Annotated in this window: 19 protein-coding genes and 1 pseudogene; 12 read left to right on the top strand and 8 right to left on the bottom strand. The window is 67.7% G+C overall.

The features are described from left to right. Positions 1–114: 114 nt before the first annotated feature. Positions 115–2,457: a protein kinase gene (locus ACFW3F_RS05855; protein ID WP_388055235.1), complete on the top strand. Its 2,343-nt coding sequence runs from the start codon at positions 115–117 to the stop codon at positions 2,455–2,457. Between the two features lie 3 nt (positions 2,458–2,460). Here the strand turns inward: ACFW3F_RS05855 and ACFW3F_RS05850 are convergent, their stop codons facing one another. Beyond that, entirely contained in the window at positions 2,461–3,222 is a 762-nt protein-coding gene (locus ACFW3F_RS05850) for an IclR family transcriptional regulator (protein ID WP_004020210.1), read from the bottom strand. Positions 3,223–3,379: 157 nt separating this feature from the next. Between ACFW3F_RS05850 and ACFW3F_RS05845 the strand changes: the two genes are divergently transcribed. The 8 genes and pseudogenes from ACFW3F_RS05845 to ACFW3F_RS05810 all read left to right on the top strand — a co-directional run bounded on the left by ACFW3F_RS05845 (position 3,380) and on the right by ACFW3F_RS05810 (position 11,770). After that, entirely contained in the window at positions 3,380–4,654 is a 1,275-nt protein-coding gene (locus ACFW3F_RS05845; protein WP_388055233.1) for a DUF6986 family protein, read from the top strand. Further along, positions 4,651–5,466 (top strand): bifunctional allantoicase/(S)-ureidoglycine aminohydrolase, encoded by an 816-nt coding sequence (locus ACFW3F_RS05840; RefSeq protein ID WP_388055231.1) that lies wholly within the window; start codon positions 4,651–4,653, stop codon positions 5,464–5,466. Before ACFW3F_RS05845 ends, ACFW3F_RS05840 begins: the two co-directional genes overlap by 4 nt. A gap of 36 nt (positions 5,467–5,502) precedes the next feature. Continuing rightward, the gene (locus ACFW3F_RS05835; RefSeq protein WP_388055229.1) at positions 5,503–6,165 is read left to right on the top strand and encodes a response regulator transcription factor; all 663 of its coding nucleotides are present in this window, start codon (positions 5,503–5,505) and stop codon (positions 6,163–6,165) included. A gap of 3 nt (positions 6,166–6,168) precedes the next feature. After that, positions 6,169–7,602, top strand: coding sequence for a sensor histidine kinase (locus tag ACFW3F_RS05830; protein WP_388055227.1), 1,434 nt, complete (start codon positions 6,169–6,171; stop codon positions 7,600–7,602). A 117-nt stretch (positions 7,603–7,719) separates the two neighbouring features. After that, positions 7,720–9,111: an MFS transporter gene (locus ACFW3F_RS05825; protein WP_388055225.1), complete on the top strand. Its 1,392-nt coding sequence runs from the start codon at positions 7,720–7,722 to the stop codon at positions 9,109–9,111. A gap of 9 nt (positions 9,112–9,120) precedes the next feature. After that, positions 9,121–10,059 (top strand): annotated as a pseudogene (locus tag ACFW3F_RS05820) (TAXI family TRAP transporter solute-binding subunit). Positions 10,060–10,133: 74 nt separating this feature from the next. Continuing rightward, complete coding sequence (locus ACFW3F_RS05815) at positions 10,134–10,784, top strand: LGFP repeat-containing protein (RefSeq protein ID WP_388055223.1); 651 nt, start codon at positions 10,134–10,136, stop codon at positions 10,782–10,784. Positions 10,785–10,846: 62 nt separating this feature from the next. Continuing rightward, positions 10,847–11,770: an alpha/beta hydrolase gene (locus tag ACFW3F_RS05810; RefSeq protein ID WP_388055221.1), complete on the top strand. Its 924-nt coding sequence runs from the start codon at positions 10,847–10,849 to the stop codon at positions 11,768–11,770. Here ACFW3F_RS05810 and ACFW3F_RS05805 read toward each other — a convergent pair whose 3' ends face one another. Both ACFW3F_RS05805 and ACFW3F_RS05800 read right to left on the bottom strand, forming a co-directional pair. Continuing rightward, positions 11,771–13,177, bottom strand: a complete 1,407-nt coding sequence (locus tag ACFW3F_RS05805) for an HNH endonuclease (RefSeq protein WP_388055219.1) — start codon at positions 13,175–13,177, stop codon at positions 11,771–11,773. It abuts the gene before it with no gap. Positions 13,178–13,320: 143 nt separating this feature from the next. Continuing rightward, positions 13,321–13,719, bottom strand: a complete 399-nt coding sequence (locus tag ACFW3F_RS05800; protein ID WP_388055217.1) for a winged helix-turn-helix transcriptional regulator — start codon at positions 13,717–13,719, stop codon at positions 13,321–13,323. A gap of 100 nt (positions 13,720–13,819) precedes the next feature. Here ACFW3F_RS05800 and ACFW3F_RS05795 point away from each other — a divergent pair, with 100 nt between their 5' ends. After that, a complete protein-coding gene (locus ACFW3F_RS05795) occupies positions 13,820–14,257 on the top strand; it encodes a hypothetical protein (protein WP_388055215.1) in 438 nt (145 codons plus the stop codon). On the opposite strand, the gene ACFW3F_RS05790 is transcribed toward ACFW3F_RS05795, so the two are convergent. Continuing rightward, entirely contained in the window at positions 14,226–14,390 is a 165-nt protein-coding gene (locus tag ACFW3F_RS05790) for a hypothetical protein (RefSeq protein ID WP_388055213.1), read from the bottom strand. The two genes, ACFW3F_RS05795 and ACFW3F_RS05790, sit on opposite strands and share 32 nt — an antisense overlap. Continuing rightward, the gene (locus ACFW3F_RS05785) at positions 14,384–14,596 is read right to left on the bottom strand and encodes a DUF1697 domain-containing protein (RefSeq protein ID WP_388055211.1); all 213 of its coding nucleotides are present in this window, start codon (positions 14,594–14,596) and stop codon (positions 14,384–14,386) included. The genes ACFW3F_RS05790 and ACFW3F_RS05785 overlap by 7 nt, the downstream gene beginning before the upstream one ends. Positions 14,597–14,865: 269 nt before the next feature. On the opposite strand from ACFW3F_RS05785, the gene ACFW3F_RS05780 reads away from it, so the two are divergent. Further along, a complete protein-coding gene (locus ACFW3F_RS05780; protein WP_388055209.1) occupies positions 14,866–15,198 on the top strand; it encodes an STAS domain-containing protein in 333 nt (110 codons plus the stop codon). Between the two features lie 6 nt (positions 15,199–15,204). On the opposite strand, the gene ACFW3F_RS05775 is transcribed toward ACFW3F_RS05780, so the two are convergent. After that, positions 15,205–15,969 (bottom strand): alpha/beta fold hydrolase, encoded by a 765-nt coding sequence (locus tag ACFW3F_RS05775; RefSeq protein WP_388055207.1) that lies wholly within the window; start codon positions 15,967–15,969, stop codon positions 15,205–15,207. A 96-nt stretch (positions 15,970–16,065) separates the two neighbouring features. Here ACFW3F_RS05775 and ACFW3F_RS05770 point away from each other — a divergent pair, with 96 nt between their 5' ends. Beyond that, positions 16,066–16,665 (top strand): TIGR03086 family metal-binding protein, encoded by a 600-nt coding sequence (locus ACFW3F_RS05770; RefSeq protein ID WP_388055205.1) that lies wholly within the window; start codon positions 16,066–16,068, stop codon positions 16,663–16,665. A gap of 62 nt (positions 16,666–16,727) precedes the next feature. Here the strand turns inward: ACFW3F_RS05770 and ACFW3F_RS05765 are convergent, their stop codons facing one another. Together ACFW3F_RS05765 and ACFW3F_RS05760 are read right to left on the bottom strand one after the other, a co-directional pair. Continuing rightward, positions 16,728–17,303, bottom strand: coding sequence for a class I SAM-dependent methyltransferase (locus ACFW3F_RS05765; RefSeq protein ID WP_388055203.1), 576 nt, complete (start codon positions 17,301–17,303; stop codon positions 16,728–16,730). A gap of 85 nt (positions 17,304–17,388) precedes the next feature. Beyond that, a complete protein-coding gene (locus ACFW3F_RS05760) occupies positions 17,389–18,111 on the bottom strand; it encodes an aspartate/glutamate racemase family protein (RefSeq protein ID WP_388055201.1) in 723 nt (240 codons plus the stop codon). Positions 18,112–18,125 lie beyond the last annotated feature (14 nt).

The raw sequence follows: 18,125 nt of genomic DNA, 5'->3' as shown, positions 1-18,125 counted from the left end.
TCATCCGGTTGAAGGGTGCCCCAGACCCCTCCGGTTTCGGTATCGTCCCTGCATACGTCTGCGAGAGCGGCCATTTGGGCCGTTCAGTCGCCAAGCTCAGGAAGAGGTGACGCCGTGCCGTTGAGTCCCGGCACCCACATCGCCGGTTATCGCGTGGTCTCTCAGCTCGGCGCGGGCGGTATGGGCGAGGTGTACCTCGTCGAGAACCTGCAGTTGGAGCGGCGCGAGGCCCTGAAGGTCATCTCGACGGCGGTCAGTGCCCAGCCCGGGTTCAACCAACGCTTCACCAATGAGGCACGCACCACCGCCAAGCTCGACCATCGGAGCATCATCACGATCCATCAGTACGGGATCTCCGACGGCTCGCCGTGGTTCTCGATGAGCTACGTCGAGGGCAAGGACCTCACCGAGGAACGTCTGGCGCCGGCGGAGGTGTCGACTGTCGTCTCGCAGGTGGCCGATGCCCTCGACTACGCGCACCGCCACCACGTGGTGCACCGGGACATCAAGCCCGCCAACATCCTCGTCACGCGCGATCCGGCGACGAACGCCGTCGAGCGCGCGCTGGTGCTCGACTTCGGCATCGCCAAACTCGCCGGCTCGGCCAACCTGACCGGAACCCACTCGTTCATCGGCACGGTCGCCTTCTCCGCTCCGGAGACCCTGGAGGGCGCCGACGCCACGGCCCGGTCCGACCAGTACTCGCTGGCCTGCACGGCCTACGCGATGCTCGCGGGTCAGCCGCCGTTCGTCGGCCAGTCCGAGCCGTCGGTGATGCTGGGTCACATCCAGCGCCCGGTCCCCCACATCGGCCAGCTCCGCGGCGACCTCGCCCATCTCGACCCGGTGTTCCAGCGCGCGTTGTCGAAGAACCCCGCGGCCCGGTACCCCGACTGCCGCAGCTTTGCGGCCGCACTGAAGGCTGCTCTCGATTCGCCTGCCGCGCAGGGCAACACGATGATCGCCGGTTCGGTGCCCCCACCCACGCTGGTGGGCGGCGGCGCCGGGGGCCCGTCGGCCGGGCACCCGTCGGGACCCCAGCAGCAGTTCGGCCCGTCCCACGGCCAGTACACGCCTCCTCCCCAGCCGACGATGACCGGACCGTCGGGCCCGCAACCGCTGTACTCGTCGGCACCCCATCTCTCGGGCCCGCACGCCCAGCCGGGTCACCCCCAACCCGGATACCCGGGCATGCCACCGACTCCGCCGGCGAAGAAGAAGCGGACCGGCCTGATCGTCGCCGGTGTCCTCGGCGCCGTGCTGCTGCTCGTCGTTGCGGCGGTCGTGGGACTGGCCGTCATCGGCAGCACCGTCGACGACCCGGAGAAGGCCACCGTCGCGCAGCCCGTGGTGAGCACCAACTTCGGGAGCAGCTGCGCCGTGGTCAACGGGAGCGTGCACTGCTGGGGGGACAACGACTCCGGGCAGCTCGGCGACGGCACCACGACGTCGCACACCCGCCCGGTCGCGGTGACCGGTGTCTCCAACGCCACCACGGTCACCACCGGCGGCTACCTCACCGGCGAGAACGCCTATGTCTCGACGGCCTGCGCCATCGCCGCCGGCGACGCATTCTGTTGGGGCAACAATCATTATGGCGAAGTCGGCAACGGTACCAGCGGTTCGACGGTGGACGCCGCGACGAAGGTCGGCACCATCTCCGACGTCAAGGCGATTTCCACCGGGTGGGGCACCACCTGCGCTGTCGCCGGCACCGACGCCTACTGCTGGGGCAACAACGAGTACGGCCAGCTCGGCACCGGCGGCGGCACCGACCCGGTGTCGGCCCCGGTCAAGGTTCCCGGACTCGGCGTCGTCACCGACATCGCCACCGCCTACGGCACCACCTGTGCGGTGTCGGACGGTTCGGCATTCTGCTGGGGGGCCAACGACAACGGGCAGATCGGCGACGGCAGCACCACGGCACGCTCGGCACCGGTCAAGGTCGGCTCGCTGACCGACGTCACCGACATCGCCATCGGCGGCTATCACGAGGCGGCCGATGACGACGACCCGAACACCAACACCAGCACCTACTTCCAGACGACCTGCGCGGTCGCCGGCGGCGACGCCTGGTGCTGGGGTTCCAACGCCTACGGTCAGATCGGCGACGGAACCGGTGAGACCCGGCAGGCACCGGTCCAGGTCAGCAATCTGAGCGGCGTCTCCGCCATCTCCACCGACTGGGGCACCACCTGCGCGGTGTCCGACGACCGGGCCTTCTGCTGGGGAGACGACGATCGCAGCCAGCTCGGCTCCTCCGGCGGATCGGTGAAGATCCCCCGCGAGGTCTCGACCCTGACCGACGTCACGTCGATCTCGACCGGCAACGGGACGTCGTGCGCGATGTCGGCGGCATCGGTGTACTGCTGGGGATTCAACAACGACGGTCAGATCGGCGACGGTTCCAGCGGCGACGGCGCGAACCGCACGACGCCGACGAAGCTCACCATCTAGTCCCTACGTCTCCCTGGACCCGATCAGCGCTTCGGACACGGTCCCGGCGGCGGTGCGGAGGGCGCCGATCGCCCGGGCACGGAGGTCGTCGTCGAATCGGGCCACCGGTCCCGAGATGCCGACCGCCATGGGTGTGGGGGCGCCGGGCACCGCGACCGCCATGCCGCAGACCCCGACCTCGTGTTCCTGTTCGTCGGTGGCGACACCGTCCGCGCGCACCTGCTCGACGGCGGCGAACACGCCGGACAACGACGTGACACTCCACTCGGTGGCGGCGGTCAGGCCGGCCTGCGTGACGTGCTTGAGGATGCGCGCATCGTCGAGTTCGGCGAGGACCGCCTTGCCCACCGCGGTGTTGTGCATGGTCACCCGGCGCCCGACCTCGTTGTTGGTGCGCATGCTGTGCGGCGACGGGACCTGCGCCACGTAGATGACCATGTCGCCGTCGAGTACTGCGAGACTCGCGGTCTCGCTGAGCTCGCCGACCAGCGAGGCCAGGACGGGCGCGGCCACGGCACCGAGTTGCCGGTTGGCCACCTCGCCGAGCCGGATGAGCCGAGGACCCAGGGCGTATGACCGGTTCGGGAGCTGCCGGACGTATCCGATTCCCACGAGCGTCCGGAGCAGTCGATGGATGGTCGGGGGCGGCAGCGGTGATTCCGCCGACAGATGACTCAGCGAGCATTCACCGCCGGCGCGTCCGATGAGTTCGAGCAACTCGAACGCGCGCTCGACGGACTGCACACCGCCCGAGTTCCCCGCCATCGCCACCTCCACAGTCCGGCATCACGCTACGTTCCATGATGTGAAACCACAATCGGCCGCCGTCGGCACACGGGGCTGGTGGCGATCACCCTCCCTGCAGTAAACTCCGCTCTGCGGAATTGTTTTTCCACAGCCGGCCGAACGAAAGGGGCGCCTCGTGAGCGTGCAACCCGGTCGCCTCGACGCGACTTTCCTCGCCGAACTCGAGGCCGCCCTGGCACCGGCGGATGCGGTCCTGTCCGATCGGTATCCGGGCGACGACGGGAGTCGCCAGCCGGTCCACACGGTCTACGTCCCCGCCGACCGGTACTCGGCGAACCTGCCGCAGGAGTGGGGACGCGCTGCCCTGGATGCAGCTGCCGACCACGGCGGCCTCGCCGCGATCGCCCGCTCGACCGTCGCCCACACCGACTCGACAGCAACCGCACTCGCGGACCTGGTGGAGGGCAAACTGCGCACCGAGCCCATCGAGGATCTGCGCATAGACTTCGAAGACGGTTACGGCGTCCGCTCCGACGACGAGGAGGACGCGGCCGTCGCGGCTGCCGTCGCCGCGATCCGTACGGCCGGCGACACGTCACCGCCGTTTCTCGGCATCCGCTTCAAGTGCTTCGAGGCCGACGTGCGGGCACGCGGCCTGCGCACCCTCGACCTGTTCGTCGCCGGTCTCGCCGACACCGGAGATCTGCCGGCGGGGCTGACGCTGACGCTGCCGAAGGTCACCTCGACCGACCAGGTGGTCGCGATGGTCGCCGTCGCCCGCGAACTCGAGCGCATTCACGGACTTCCGCAGGGACGCATCGGCTTCGAGATCCAGGTGGAAACCCCACAGGCGGTGATGAGCGCCGACGGCACTGCGGCGGTCGCGTCGATGATCCATGCCGGCGACGGCCGGGTGACCGCACTGCACTACGGGACCTACGACTACTCGGCGTCCCTCGGCATCGCCGCCGCCTATCAGTCGATGGAGCATCCCGCCGCCGACCACGCGAAGGCCGTGATGCAGCTCGCGGCGGCCGGCACCGGAGTGCGACTGTCGGACGGATCGACGAACATCCTCCCGGTCGGGGACGCTGAGGCCGTCCACGCCGGTTGGGCCTTGCACGCGAGACTCGTCCGCCGTCACCTCGAGCGCGGCTTCTACCAGGGCTGGGATCTGCATCCCGCTCAACTCGTCACCCGCTTCTTGGCGACGTACGCCTTCTACCGTGACGGATTCGACTCGGCCGCAGCACGTTTGCGGAACTACGCGCACCGCATCGAGTCGTCGGTGCTCGACGAGCCTGCGACGGCACGTGCGCTCGCCGGTTTCATCCGACGCGGCGAACTGTGCGGCGCGCTGACCGTCGACGAGGTCGAGACCGCTACCGACCTGCCCATCGCGAAGGTGCGCGAACTCGCATTCCCCCACTCACAGAGGACAGCCCGATGAACACGACGCCGTATTACACACCCGCGGGAGGACTCCCGCCGCAGACCGATCTGCTCACCGATCGCGCGGTCGTCACCGAGGCGTACACGGTGATCCCCCGTGGCGTGTTCCGCGACATCGTCACGTCGGTCTTCCCGGAGTGGACCGACACCCGCGCGTGGGTACTGAACCGTCCGGTACCCGGTGGCGCGCAGACCTTCGCCCAGACGATCGTGGAAGTCGCCCCGGGCGGCGGATCGCAAGCGCCGGAACCGCAGTCGGAGGTCGAGGGCTTCTTGTTCGTCACCGCGGGCGTGCTCACCGTGACCGTCGACGGCGACGAGCACACGCTCACCGACGGCGGGTTCGGGTATCTGCCCGCGGGCACGTCCTGGTCGGCGCACAACCGCGGTGACGCCCCCGTGTCGTTCCATTGGATCCGCAAACGCTACGAGCCGATCGCGGGTCACCAGCCGGCCCCGAAGTTCGGCAACGAACGTGACATCGAGCCCACCCCGATGCCCGACACCGACGGCGCTTGGCGCACAACGCGAATGCTCGACCCACAGGACCTCGCCTATGACATGCACGTCAACATCGTGACCTTCGAGCCGGGCGCGTCGATCCCGTTCGCCGAGACCCACGTGATGGAGCACGGCCTGTACGTCCTGGAAGGCAAGGCCGTCTATCGGCTCAACGAAGACTGGGTGGAGGTCCAGGAGGGCGACTACATGTCCCTGCGCGCCTTCTGCCCCCAGGCCTGCTACGCGGGCGGACCGTCGAACTTCCGGTACCTGCTCTACAAGGACGTCAACCGGCAGATCGTGCTCTGACAGGCCCCTTCCCGCCGCTGTCGTACCGTGGACCCGATGCGTATCGCGGTGGTGGAGGACGACGACGGGGTCGGTGATGCGCTCGTCGACGCCCTGAGCGAGGTCGGCCACGAACCCCGTCGGATGCGCCGCGGTGCCGATCTCCTACTCGGTCACCGAGATTTCGACCTGGTACTGCTGGACCTGGGGCTCCCCGACGAGGACGGTCTGACCGTGTTGCGCCGGTTGCGGGCCGTCAGCCAGATGCCGGTGGTGGTGCTCACCGCGCGGCACGACGAGCGGTCGGTGGTGCGGGCACTTCGCGGGGGCGCCGACGACTATGTGGTCAAGCCGGCGCGGCTGGGCGAGCTGATGGCGCGCCTGGAGGTGGCCGCCCGCCGGCGCGCCGTCGACGAGTCACCGGCCGCCCGGCGACGGGTCACGACCGGCGACATCGTGGTGGACCTCGATGCGCGGCTGGTCACCGTGGCCGGTGCCGACGTGGCACTGACTCCCAAGGAGTTCGAACTCCTCGCGCACCTCGTCACACGCCGTGGTGAGGCAGTGAGCCGCGAACAATTGATGGACGCGATCTGGGGCGACGCCTACGTCGCGATCTCCCGGAGCCTCGACGTACACATGACCGCGCTCCGGGCGAAGCTCGGCAGGCCCGGCGTGATCGAGACGATCCGCGGGTACGGCTACCGCTGGGGCTCCTGAGCGATGTGGCGGCGCGTGCTGCTCGTGCTCGTCGCCTACTCGGCGATCGTGGTCCTGGGGCTGGCGGTCCCCCTCGCCACGACGGTGAGTCGCGAACGGCTGCAACGTTTCACCGAGAGCCGGACCGCGTCCGCGGTCTACTTCGCCGACCTCGCCGACCGGGAACCGGAGATGCGGGGCACCGAGCTGCAGCAGGCCGTCGAGCGCTATCGCGACCTCTACGGCGAAGGTGTCGTGGTGGTCGATCGAGCCGGTACGACGCGGGCCTCGGCCGGCCTCACCGCGCAGTCACCAGAAGTCGCCGAGGCCGTGTCCGAGGCGCTGCGCAACCAGCGCACCCGGATCGCGTCGGGACTGACGCCCTGGTCGCCCACATTGGTGCTGGTGGCCATGCCGATCGGTACCGGCACCCAGGTCGACGGCGCGGTGGTCATCGAGGCGTCGACATCGGCGGCCAGACGCGACGTCGCCGAGACCTGGGCGGTGATCGCCGGTGGGGCCATCGCGATGCTCGTGGTGGGGTCGCTGATCGCGGTAGCCCTGTCGCGGTGGACGGTTCGTCCGCTCACCGCGTTGACCACCCGGGTGCGCTCGCTGCGCGCATCGATCATCGACCGCGTTCCGGGCACGAACGAACGGAGGCAGAACGGACTCCGCGATCACCGGCGCAGCGGCCCGCCGGAGGTCCGTGAGCTGGCCCGGATCTTCGACGAGATGGCCGACGACGTAGAGAACGCCACCGCGGCCCAGCGCCGTCTGGTCGCCGACACCGCCCACGCCCTGCGTAATCCGCTCGCCGCGGTCCGGTTTCGTCTCGACACTCTCGGTCTCGGCCTGACCGGCAGATCGCTCGCCTCGCATCAGAAGACGCTCGTGGAGATAGACCGGCTGGACCGCATCGTCGAGGACCTGCTCGTCCTGGCCACCGCCGAGTCGCGAGCGGCAGGCTCGGTCACCGGAGTCTGCGATGTCGCCGCGGTGATGACCGAGCGCCACGACTTCTGGGCGGGTGCGCTCGCGGATGCCGGACTGTCGGCGTCGATCGCACTGCCATCGCGGCGACCGTCCTCGACGATCGCCGCGCTCGACGAGGACGACCTCATCCGGGTGATGGACATCCTGCTGAGCAACGCGGTCAACCACGCCGGGCCGGGCGCGTCCGTCGAAGTGGGCTGCCGCTCCGAGGGAACGCGTCTCCGGATGTGGGTCGCCGACACCGGCCGCGGTGTGACGGATGACGAATTGCCCCGCGTCACGGAACGGTTCTTCCGCGCCTCGGCCGGCAGTGGACCGGGCTCCGGGCTCGGACTGTCCATCGCTGCGGCCCTCGTCGAGGGGGCCGGGGGCGAGCTGACGGTGAGCGCCGGACGACCTGCGGGCCTGCGGGTGGACCTCTGGATCCCGGCGGCGGACGCCGTGGCGGGCGATCAGTCCTAAGGGAGTGTTAGGAAACCGCGATCGGCTTCCGTTGGGCCTGTGACTGCGTTCACAGTGTTAGGGGCATCCGACGCCGGCCCCGGGTCGGGTGCACGTTCGACGACCTGGAGGACACCGATGACCGACTCGCCCACCCGGCACCCCGCGGACGCGCGGAGCGCACCGACGAGCTCCTCGCCCGCAGCGACCCGTCGCGCCGTGCTCAACACCCTGCGCGGGTCCTCGGGCAACCTCGTGGAGTGGTACGACGTCTACGTCTACACGGTGTTCGCGACGTACTTCGAGAGTCAGTTCTTCGACCCTGCCGACAAGAACTCGACCGTCTACGTGTACGCCATCTTCGCCGTCACCTTCCTGATGCGGCCGGTCGGCTCCTGGTTCTTCGGGCGCTACGCCGACCGTCGGGGCCGACGTGCGGCACTGACCTTCAGTGTGTCGTTGATGGCCGCATGTTCGCTGGCGATCGCGCTGACACCGGGTCGGGAGTCGATCGGCGTGTGGGCAGCGGTCATCCTGGTGCTCTGCCGTCTGGTGCAGGGTTTCGCCACCGGTGGCGAGTACGGCGCATCGGCCACCTACATGTCCGAGGCCGCCACTCGCGAGCGTCGCGGCTTCTTCTCGTCGTTCCAATACGTCACGCTGATCGGCGGACACGTGTTGGCACAGCTCACCCTGCTCGTGATGCAGGGCTTCCTCGACAAGGATCAGATCTCCGACTTCGGCTGGCGCATCGCGTTCCTCATCGGTGGTGTGGCCGCGGTCGTCGTCTTCTGGCTGCGCCGCAGCATGGACGAGTCGCTGACCCCGGAGCAGCTGGAAGCCGTGCGCAGCGGCGCCGACTCCGAGTCCGGATCGATTCGCGAACTCCTGCTGAACAACTGGCGTCCCCTGCTGGTCTGCTTCCTGGTCACCATCGGTGGCACCATCGCCTTCTACACCTACAGCGTCAACGCGCCGGCCATCGTCAAGACGGCCTACGAGGACCACGGCCGCACCGGTACCTGGATCAATCTCATCGGCCTGGTGTTCCTGATGGCGCTGCAACCGATCGGCGGAATGATCAGCGACAAGGTCGGACGCAAACCGGTCCTCATCTTCTTCGGTGTCGGCGGTGTCCTGTACACCTACTTCCTGATCACCTACCTGCCCCAGACCACTTCGGTCGCTGCGTCGTTGACCCTGCTCGGTATCGGTTATGTGATCCTCACCGGTTACACCTCCATCAACGCGATCGTGAAGGCGGAACTGTTCCCCTCACATGTCCGGGCCCTGGGAGTCGGTCTCGGTTACGCCCTCGCGAACTCCGCGTTCGGTGGCACCGCGCCGCTGATCTATCAGGCCGCGAAGAACGGCGGTCATGTCCCGTGGTTCATCGCCTACGTCACCGTCGTGATCGCGGTGTCGCTGCTGGTCTACATCTTCGTCCTGCGCAACAAGGCGGAGACGCCACTCGATCGCGAGCAGGGGCGGGCCTTCGTCGACGCAGGGGCCGATGCCCAGCGGGCCTAAGGTGACACCATGTCGTACGCGCGCGGGTCGGTCGACCGGCGGACCGTGCTCCGCGGGGGCTGCGGCGTGGGAGCGTTGCTTCTGCTGTCCGCGTGCGGAACCGAGCGAGGCGCACCGGTCCACCTGGCGGCCGGAGAGTCCGGCGGATTCTTCTGGGAATTTGCCGGTCTCCTCGCCGCGGCGGCCGACCGGGTGGGCGCGCCGCCGATCCGCCCTCGTCAGTCGGGCGGTTCGGCCGAGAACCTCGATGCCCTGGCGAACGGTTCCGCGGAGCTCGCCCTCAGCCTCAGCGACACGGCCACCGAGCGTGCGAATCCTCAGCTGACCGCGCTCGGGTGCGTGTACGAGAACTACTTCCAGGTGGCGGTCCGCGCCGGCTCCGGCATCGCGACAATCGCCGATCTGCGCGGACGGGTGGTGAGTGTCGGCGCACCGGGATCCGGCGCCGCGGGACTCTCCGAGCGGGTGCTCGCCGCCGCCGGCCTCGCACCCGCCCGCGACATCCGACCGGTTCGCCAGACGATGCGGGACGCCGGCGCGGCGCTCGCCGCGGGAGCGGTCGATGCCGTCATGTGGGCAGGTGGTCTGCCGACCCCGGCGTTCACCGACCCGCGGGTGCCGATCGCCCTTCTCGATCTCGGCGGTGTCGTGTCGGCCTTACGACGGCAGTACGGCCCGGCGTATGAGCCCGTGCGCATCCCGGCCGACATCTACGGCCGACATCCGGCGGTCACCACCGTCGGCGTCGCGAATCTGCTGCTCGCCCGCCGGGACGTCCCCGACGCGACCGCGGCGGCCGTCGTCGATCTGCTCCTCGACGAGTCCGCACACCTCGTGCCGTCGCAGGCGATCGGCAGCCAGTTCCTCGACGCGCAGTCCTAGATCCTCACCGGCCCCATCCCCCTGCATCCGGGTGCCGCACGCGAATACCGCCGTCGGCACGGGTAAGCCTGCGGGTACGCAGCGACGGGACGTGGTCCGTGATACACCTTGGCCGACGAGTCGAGGGTCGAGAGGATTACATGAAACTGGTGGCTTCCCGCCGCGCCGAGTTCGTTGCCGGATTGTTCGTGGTCACGCTGATCGCTGCCGGTTGCGGCACGTCAGACGCCGACGACTCGTCCCTGGGAGCATCGCCGACCTGGTCGTCAACGACGACCGCAGAACCCGGCGACACGACGGCCCCCGTTCCTGTCGCGGACAATGCGGCTCCCACCGAAACAACGGTCATGGGCGAGGACGATGTGGAGGTCACACTCACCGGCCCGATCGCGATCAAGTACGCCTCGGCGACCGACGCACAACGGGCCGCCCTGGGCAAGCCGCTCACCGGGGATCGCAACGCGGGGACCCGCGAGAGTGGCGTTGTGTACCAACAGTTCCGCGGGGGCGTGATCATCGCGAAGAACAGCGACTCCGCAACGCCCGGGTACATCATCACCTCCGGCAAGATCCGGGATGCATGGAACACAGAACGAGCACCGGACGGCACGCCGTTACTTCTCGGCACCAACGGCTCGGCCGGACCGCTGGGAGTTCCCACCAGCGACGTGACCGTCGACGGCGACCTCGAGGTGGTGACCTTCGAACACGGTGAGATCGCGGAGAACACGAGGACAGGCGAGGTGACCGTGACGGTCAACGGCAAGACCGTCCCCTCCGGTCTGGAGTAGTCGATGAGACGCCGGGTTCTCACGGTCGCTGTCGGGATGGTGGTCGTGCTCGCCTGCGGCGGATGCTCGACACAACCCGAGCAGTCGTCGTCGCCACCGACGGGCGGCACACCATCGGCGGCGACCGGTCCGGCAACCGCTCCCCCTGTCCCGGCGGGAACGAATCGATCGATGTCGTCCGGGTCGAGTATCTCGACTCCGACGATGCCGACCCCGCCGAGAACTGGGCCAACCTGTACCTACCCACTGGGGCACGCGCCGACGATTCGCTGCCGCTGGTGACGATCATCCACGGCGGCGGTTGGGAAAGTCGGGCGGGCGCAGAACAATTCGACGAGATGGCCAGGGACCTCGCCGACCGGGGGTTGGCTGTCTACAACGTGGAGTACCGACGTCTCGGCACCGGCGGAGGATGGCCAACCACTTTCCACGACGTGGCCCGCGCACTCGACCACGTGCCCGCGATTGCCGATACCTACCCCCAGTTGCGCATCGACGACGAGTTGGTGATCGGTCACAGCGCCGGTGCACAGTTGGCCGTGTGGGGCGGCACGCGCCATCGCCTCACCGATGACGAGGTGGGTTCGCGTCCGGCCTTCGTCCCATCCCGGGTGGTGTCCATCTCCGGGCCGCTGGACATGCACTACGCCGTCGACCACGGCAACAACCGCGTGATCACCCACATCCTCGGCGGCACACCGCAACAGGTCCCGGATCGCTACGACTCTGTCGACCCCATCCGCAATCTCGACCCCGCGCTACCGGTCACCCTGTTCCACGGATTGGCCGACAACGATGTCGATCCGAACAACTCCCGCCGCTACACGCGGGCCCTCGACGCCGCCGGCGGCTCGACCGACCTGCACTTGTTCGACGGCGAAACGCACACATCACTCGTCCATCGCAAGTCGCCCGCCTACACCCGAATCCTCGATCGGCTCAACGAGATCGCCCGAGCCGACATCGACGAGCTGCGCGACGAATAGCTAGGCGGCCGCGCGGACGGCTGGCTCCGATCGAGTTGCGTTGCGTTCCTTCCATTCCCATACCGCGTAAAGCACCTCGGTGGTGTACCCCAGATCCATCCGGCCGCCTCCGACCGGAACCGTCGCCTCCACGCTGATCCGGCCGTCAGGCTTCCACCCGCCGGGTACCGCGGTCGGCGGCGCCACCTCGATCTCGGCACCGTCAGGCCGATGAAACGTGAACCGCTGCAACCCATGCGCGGTGATCGCAAACTCGCCCCGATGCAACGCCCGGTGACACGAACCGCACAACAAGATCAGATTGTCCGGATCCGTGCGCCCACCCGTCGACCAGAACTGCACGTGATGGGCATGCAGATGCCGCGTCCGGCCACACCCCGGCATCTGACAACACCGATCCCGCACCAACAACGCCCGCACCAACGCCTTGTTCGGTGACCGCTTGCGACGCCCCAGACCCAACAACGCCAGCTTCCCCGGTTGACCGGGCACCCTGCGGCTCACCACCTCCCGCCTCGACGCCCCGCACCAGGCTTCAGCCACCTCGACCTCCGACAACCCGGGACCGTCATCGAGATGAGCGGACTCCACCCCCTCACCGGCATGAACAAGGATCTCCGCCCCGGGTGCGAGATCGGGCATCGCGATCCCGTCATGCACCATGTCGGCCATCGCCACCACCGCCGGCGCCACATTCGACGGCACCTGCCGCCACAGATCCCGACGCCGCGACGGCACCACCTCCGAAACCAGTTCCGAATCCGATGCGACCGAACCCGGTTCGGTGTTCCGCGGAACACTGTCCACGGTAGGCAGATCCGGATCGTCGCAGGTCCGGGTGCGTTCATACTCCGCGCGCACCGACCCAGCCAGAAACCGCGCCCCATCGAGCGGAGTCAACCGCAACGACACCGACAACGACCCATCGGCGTTCCACGTCCACCGGCCCGTCGACTCCACCGGCGGCCGGCTGTCCTCCTCGACGCCACGGTCACGGTCGATCTGGCCCATCGCCCGCACCGCCCGATCCAACTGACTCGCCGTGCACGACGACGCCAAATTCACCAACTCCTGCTCACGCTCCGGCGTCGCCACCCGCGTCAACGCCCGAACCTTCGAATACGACAACCTTCCTTCGCCAAAGGCCGTGCGGATCACCGGCAGTTCTCGGATCGCCTTGGCGACCCGCACATGCTCATGCGCGGTTCGCGGTGCGATGCCGGCCTTCCACGACAACCAGTGCGCCAGCGAGTGAATCCCCGGCCCCCGCCACGACTCCCGCTCGTCCAATTCCCCCACCAAGTCGAGGAAAGCCGCTGTCAGCGCCGTGATCTGCGCGGCGTACCCCAACACCCGCGCCTCGAGCACCTCATCAGACAACGACACCGGATCCACATCGTCGAACATCAACGACACATCCCCACCGCTACGAAAAGCACTGACCCCCAACGCAACCCCCTGAACCGAAGGAAAGGAACAGAAGAAATGTATCGCCCGGCACCGACATTTCTTCGGGCCTTACCCCGAGGTCACGAGTGTTCCGCGGAACACTAAGGGGTCGGCGCCTCGCTTCCATGCTGAGCGACTCTCGGTTCGATGACTTCGGCAGCGTAGTTCTTCCCCCACTGATTCAGTGCCGACACGAACGGACTCAGAGCCTGCCCCTGTTCGGTGAGCGAGTACTCGACCCTGGGTGGGACTTCGGGAAAGGCTGTGCGCTGCACGATGCCGTCACTCTCCAATTCACGAAGCTGGCGGGTCAGCACTCGCGGCGTCACCGGGCCGACCGCGCGTCCCAGCGCGCCATATCGCATCGGGCCCTCGAGGAGGTTCTTGACGATGGTCATCTTCCAGGAGCCACCGAGTACGGCGACGCTCACCTCCACCGGGCACACCTCGTAGGCGCGTCGCACCGGGTCTCGCAGACCGAACTCGTCGTTGCTCTCCATCGGCGGGCTCCCGTCTCCGTCTGACTGTGGACATTCTCGTCCATATGGACGATATTGTGCATACTACTGCGACGGCGCACATTGCATTAGACAAGTGGTCATGGACAGTACGATCACAGAACGCGACAACGACTCCGCGGATCAGGACTTCGCGCGCATCACCTCCGCGACAGTGGGAGTGGGGCTGGGCGCGATCGCAATTCTCGCAACGATCGCGACAGCAGCCCTGCACAGCGCCGACACCGTGCCAGGGGTCTGTGCGATGGTGTGCGCCGGGGCGCTCATGACCGTCTCTCATATCGGCATGCAATGTCAGGCAGCGATACTCCTCTTGCGGGATGGCCGATGGCTGCCGGCAGTGCTGGCCGCCGCCATCTGCGCCGCGACGCTGACTGCGCTCTACCTGTTGGCCTTCCACCACGCCGCGGGGTGGTACCTGCTGCTCATCAGCGCGGTGTCGGTGGCCGCGTACGCCTTCGCCGTCGGTGAGGGCTCGACTAGACCGGTCAGCCGCCGAGCAGGTCCAGCACCTTGGTGACGGTGGCCCAGTTGCGCATGGTGCTGACGCTCTCGGGTGTCGTCGGGACCGGCCGGCGGTTGAGTTCCGCAGCCAACACGCTGCGACCGAGTCCGTTCGGTGTGTGCAGGTACACCCGCCGCCCGATCACCACACCCGAGTCCTCGCTACCCTTCGCTCGCGCCCGCCGTTCGGCATCGCCGACGATCGCTGCGGTGTCAGGTCCGACGTCGTCGCGGTGATGTAGGTGACCACGTCGGTCAGTCCCATCGACCCGGCGATTCCACGTAGGTCCGACATCGCGATCCTGTTGCGAGCACCCAGGTTTACTCCGCCGAGCAACGCGACGTGGGAACGCACCGTGTGAAACTAGCCGCCGATCTCCTCCAGAGGCAATGCGCGGACGGCTCAGCCATCGGTGTCGTCTACCGCGCCGAACGTCATACCGAGAGACACAGCAAGGCACCGGCGCAGCCAACTGCCGACGCCGCGGGCGTATCTCGATGCGGCGCCATCTCACGGGTGGCGAACTCGAGCGGGCAGGAAGGCAGCACTCTATGCAGGCAGTCAGCTTCGAACCGACAGTCGTAGAAGACCATGACGCGTCCCCAGCAGGTCGCGCCCTGGCAGTGATCTCGACACAGCGCGATCACCTCATCATTTTGACCGTGCACGGCAGCATCGATCTACTCGCCGTTCCGCGACTGGGCGCAGCGGTTCTGGAGGCGGTGAGCGAGCAGCCCCGCGGCCTGATCATCGACCTCACCAGCACCGACTTCCTCGCGTCCACCGGCATCGCTACGCTCCTCGCCGCACACGCGGCCATCACACCGGCCGGCCGGTTCGGAGTGGTTGCCGAGCATCCCGCGATCACGCGACCACTGCAACTGACGGGTTTCGATCGCACACTCGGCCTCTACCCCACACTCGCGGACGCCTTCACCGCCATGCCCCAGGCTTGAGTAGGCTCACTCCGCGCTGAGAAATTGAACGATCACCGCGTTCACGGCCTGCGGCGCCTCGATGGGGATGAGGTGTGTCCCCGGGATGACCGCCAGCCGCGCGCCGTCGATGGCCCCGACGACGTCGCGACTGTGATCGAGTGTCACCTCGTCCTGATCGCCCTGCATGACCAGTGTCGGTGCGGTGATCGCCGACAGGTCGCCGAGATCGATCTCGGGCTCGGTGTTGATCATGGCCATCGTCTTGGCGAAGATGACCGGGAAATGCTCTGCCCCGTCCGGGGATTCGGAGGCGTAATCCTCAGCGAAGAAGCCCATCAGCTCGTCGTCGGCGGTGTCGAGCGCATCGAGCATGCCGCCGGCGGCACGCCCCGAACTGTTGTAGTACTGCCCGATCAGTACCAGATGACGGACCAGATCAGGACGGCGCAGCGCGACCAGCACACCCACCACCGCGCCGTCACTCCACCCGACGATCTCGGCGGGACCACCGACCACCTCGTCGAGATAGGCGATCGTTTCCTCGGCCATATCCGCGTAATGGAACTCGTCGGTCACGTCTGGACTGTGACCATGGCCGTGACGCTCCGGAGAGAACACCTTCCATCCAGCATCCACGAGCGCCGGCACCTGACCGCCCCACGACGACGCACCGGAGAGAGCGCCGTGTAGCAGTACGACCGGTTGTCCCTCACCCTGGATCTCATGCCACACACGGGTGTTCGGTTCCGGATGACTGATGGTCGTGTACTCGCGTATCGGAGATGCCACGTGACCACAGTACGGGGAGGTAGTGCACGACCGATGAGAAACGGGCGTCGAGCAAGTCAGTCCCGGTGAGTGCTCAGAGACGACGAGAGGATTCGCATGCCCACCGACACCACCCCGGCGAGTTTGATGTCCGAGGCCGCCGATCACATGCTCACTTTCACTGCCGCGATCACCGATACGGAACTGGACCGCCCGACCCCGTGTCCCGACATGAACGTCGCCGCGTTGCTGGCCCATGTCGACGGGCTGTCCCAGGCGTTCGCGGCCGCGGCACGCAAGGACTTCGGCCCATTGACCTCGACGCCGCCGGACCCGACCCAGAGCCGACTGTCACCGGCGTGGCGAGACGAGCTGCGCCGTCACGTGCGCGACCTCTCGGACTCGTGGAACGACCCAGCCGCCTGGGACGGTATGACCCAGGCAGGCGGCGTCGAGTTGCCCGCCGAGGTCATGGGGATGGTGGCGCTGTCGGAACTGGTCCTTCACGGCTGGGATGTCGCGCGTGCCGCGGACATCACCTTCGACATCCCCGACGAGATCCTGCAGGTCGTCTTCGACTTCCACCATCCGCCCCAACCGCAGGAGGAACGCGACGGCATGTTCGGACCGGTCGTCGAGGTGCCCGACGACGCACCTCTCGTCGATCGACTCGCGGGACTGGCCGGCCGCGACCCGCGGTGGCCGCAAGGTATGTGACGCCGGGGTGTGGGCGTATCAACCAGCGCCCCAGGCGACTTTCCTTCTCGCTCTCAGGACTCCTAGCGCGGCGCCCGGGCGCTGAACCGAAGTGCTCCCGGCGTCGTGTCCACTCGTACATCGACGAACCCCGCGTGTTCGAGACGACCGGGTAGTGTCGCCGGCCGAACGGGATTGTAGGTATCCCCGACGTGCACCAGAGCGAATGGCGGTGTCGGAGTGCCATCCCCGCCGACGAATACCCCGCCCGGCGACAGGAGCCGACGCGCCTCTGCGAACAAGGCGTCTTGCAAACCCTCCGTCGGGACGTGGTGAAGCATCGCCATCGAGACCACGGAGGAGTAGTCACCCGCTGCCAGTCCGGTATCGGTGGCATCACCCTCGATGATCCGAACCCGCTGGTCGGCGGCGTGGCGTTGCCGCAGATGCTCGACGTATCCCGGGTCGATCTCGACGGCGGTCACCGCCTCCGCGCGCGATGCGAGAAACGAGGTGTTGGCGCCGTAACCCGGGCCGATCTCGAGCACCGAGCCTCCTAGGTCTGCGCCATCGAGTGCCCAGGGAAGCAGCACGCGTCCGCTGACGATCGACCAGGCATGCGAACGACAACACCAGCGGTGCAGCACATTCATGGCCATGAAGATCAGGGTACCCACAGTACAGTCACAACCACGACGCATTCTGGGTCGACAACTCTGGTGTCCGAGCACCAGAACGCATCGGTCACACCCGAAACGGCCAGCCGGTGATCTTCTTCTCCCGCGGCGGAGCGTAGGTCCGGACCTTTGACGTCGAGAGTCCCATCCGGACAAGACCTTCGGCGATCGTGACCGCCGCGCGGACGCCGTCGACGATCGGGACCCCGGTCGCCTCGCGGACCTGCTCCTCGAGCTCGGCCATCCCGCCGCAGCCCAGGCAGATCACCTCGGCGTGGTCGTCGGCCACGGCACGGGTGGACTGTTCCACGATCGCCTTGACCGCCCGCTGCGGGTCCGACTCCAGTTCCAGTACACCGAGTCCCGACGCCCGGACCGACGCGCAACGCTGGTCGAGGCCGGCGAGCTTGAGTCGATCCTCGATGAGCGGGACCGTTCGGTCCAACGTCGTCACCACCGAGTACCGGTGTCCCAGATACATCGCCGTCGACGCCGCAGCTTCGGTGATGTCGACGACGGGGACCTCGAGGAGTTCCTGCAGTCCCTCCCGGCCGTGTTCGCCGTAACCGGCCTGGATCACGGCGTCATACGGCTCGGGATAGGCGAGAACCGCGTCCATCACGGCGATGGCGGCGAGGTAGGACTCGAAGTTCCCTTCGCACGAGTCGGCGCCGAAACGAGGTGTGACACCCACGATCTCGGTCCCCGGTGAGGCGACCGAGCGCGCCGAGTCGGCGATGGCCTCGGTCATCGACACGGTCGTGTTGACGTTGGCGACGAGGATGCGCACGATGCTTTTCCTTC

The sequence above is a fragment of the Gordonia sp. NPDC058843 genome, assembly GCF_042743165.1.
GTDB lineage: Bacteria > Actinomycetota > Actinomycetes > Mycobacteriales > Mycobacteriaceae > Gordonia.
The sequence above is the reverse complement of the archived record's forward strand: the minus strand, read 5'-3'. Positions and strand labels throughout refer to the sequence as shown.

What these genes read in the sequence shown, in the direction of transcription:
- ACFW3F_RS05830 (WP_388055227.1), top strand. Translation starts at nt 6,169, where the DNA reads ATGTGGCGGCGCGTGCTGCTCGTGCTCGTCGCCTACTCGGCGATCGTG.
- ACFW3F_RS05795 (WP_388055215.1), top strand. Translation starts at nt 13,820, where the DNA reads ATGGACAGTACGATCACAGAACGCGACAACGACTCCGCGGATCAGGAC.
- ACFW3F_RS05805 (WP_388055219.1), bottom strand. Translation starts at nt 13,177, where the DNA reads ATGTTCGACGATGTGGATCCGGTGTCGTTGTCTGATGAGGTGCTCGAG.
- ACFW3F_RS05770 (WP_388055205.1), top strand. Translation starts at nt 16,066, where the DNA reads ATGCCCACCGACACCACCCCGGCGAGTTTGATGTCCGAGGCCGCCGAT.
- ACFW3F_RS05825 (WP_388055225.1), top strand. Translation starts at nt 7,720, where the DNA reads ATGACCGACTCGCCCACCCGGCACCCCGCGGACGCGCGGAGCGCACCG.
- ACFW3F_RS05815 (WP_388055223.1), top strand. Translation starts at nt 10,134, where the DNA reads ATGAAACTGGTGGCTTCCCGCCGCGCCGAGTTCGTTGCCGGATTGTTC.
- ACFW3F_RS05800 (WP_388055217.1), bottom strand. Translation starts at nt 13,719, where the DNA reads ATGGAGAGCAACGACGAGTTCGGTCTGCGAGACCCGGTGCGACGCGCC.
- ACFW3F_RS05765 (WP_388055203.1), bottom strand. Translation starts at nt 17,303, where the DNA reads ATGGCCATGAATGTGCTGCACCGCTGGTGTTGTCGTTCGCATGCCTGG.
- ACFW3F_RS05850 (WP_004020210.1), bottom strand. Translation starts at nt 3,222, where the DNA reads ATGGCGGGGAACTCGGGCGGTGTGCAGTCCGTCGAGCGCGCGTTCGAG.
- ACFW3F_RS05840 (WP_388055231.1), top strand. Translation starts at nt 4,651, where the DNA reads ATGAACACGACGCCGTATTACACACCCGCGGGAGGACTCCCGCCGCAG.
- ACFW3F_RS05835 (WP_388055229.1), top strand. Translation starts at nt 5,503, where the DNA reads ATGCGTATCGCGGTGGTGGAGGACGACGACGGGGTCGGTGATGCGCTC.
- ACFW3F_RS05810 (WP_388055221.1), top strand. Translation starts at nt 10,847, where the DNA reads ATGCTCGACACAACCCGAGCAGTCGTCGTCGCCACCGACGGGCGGCAC.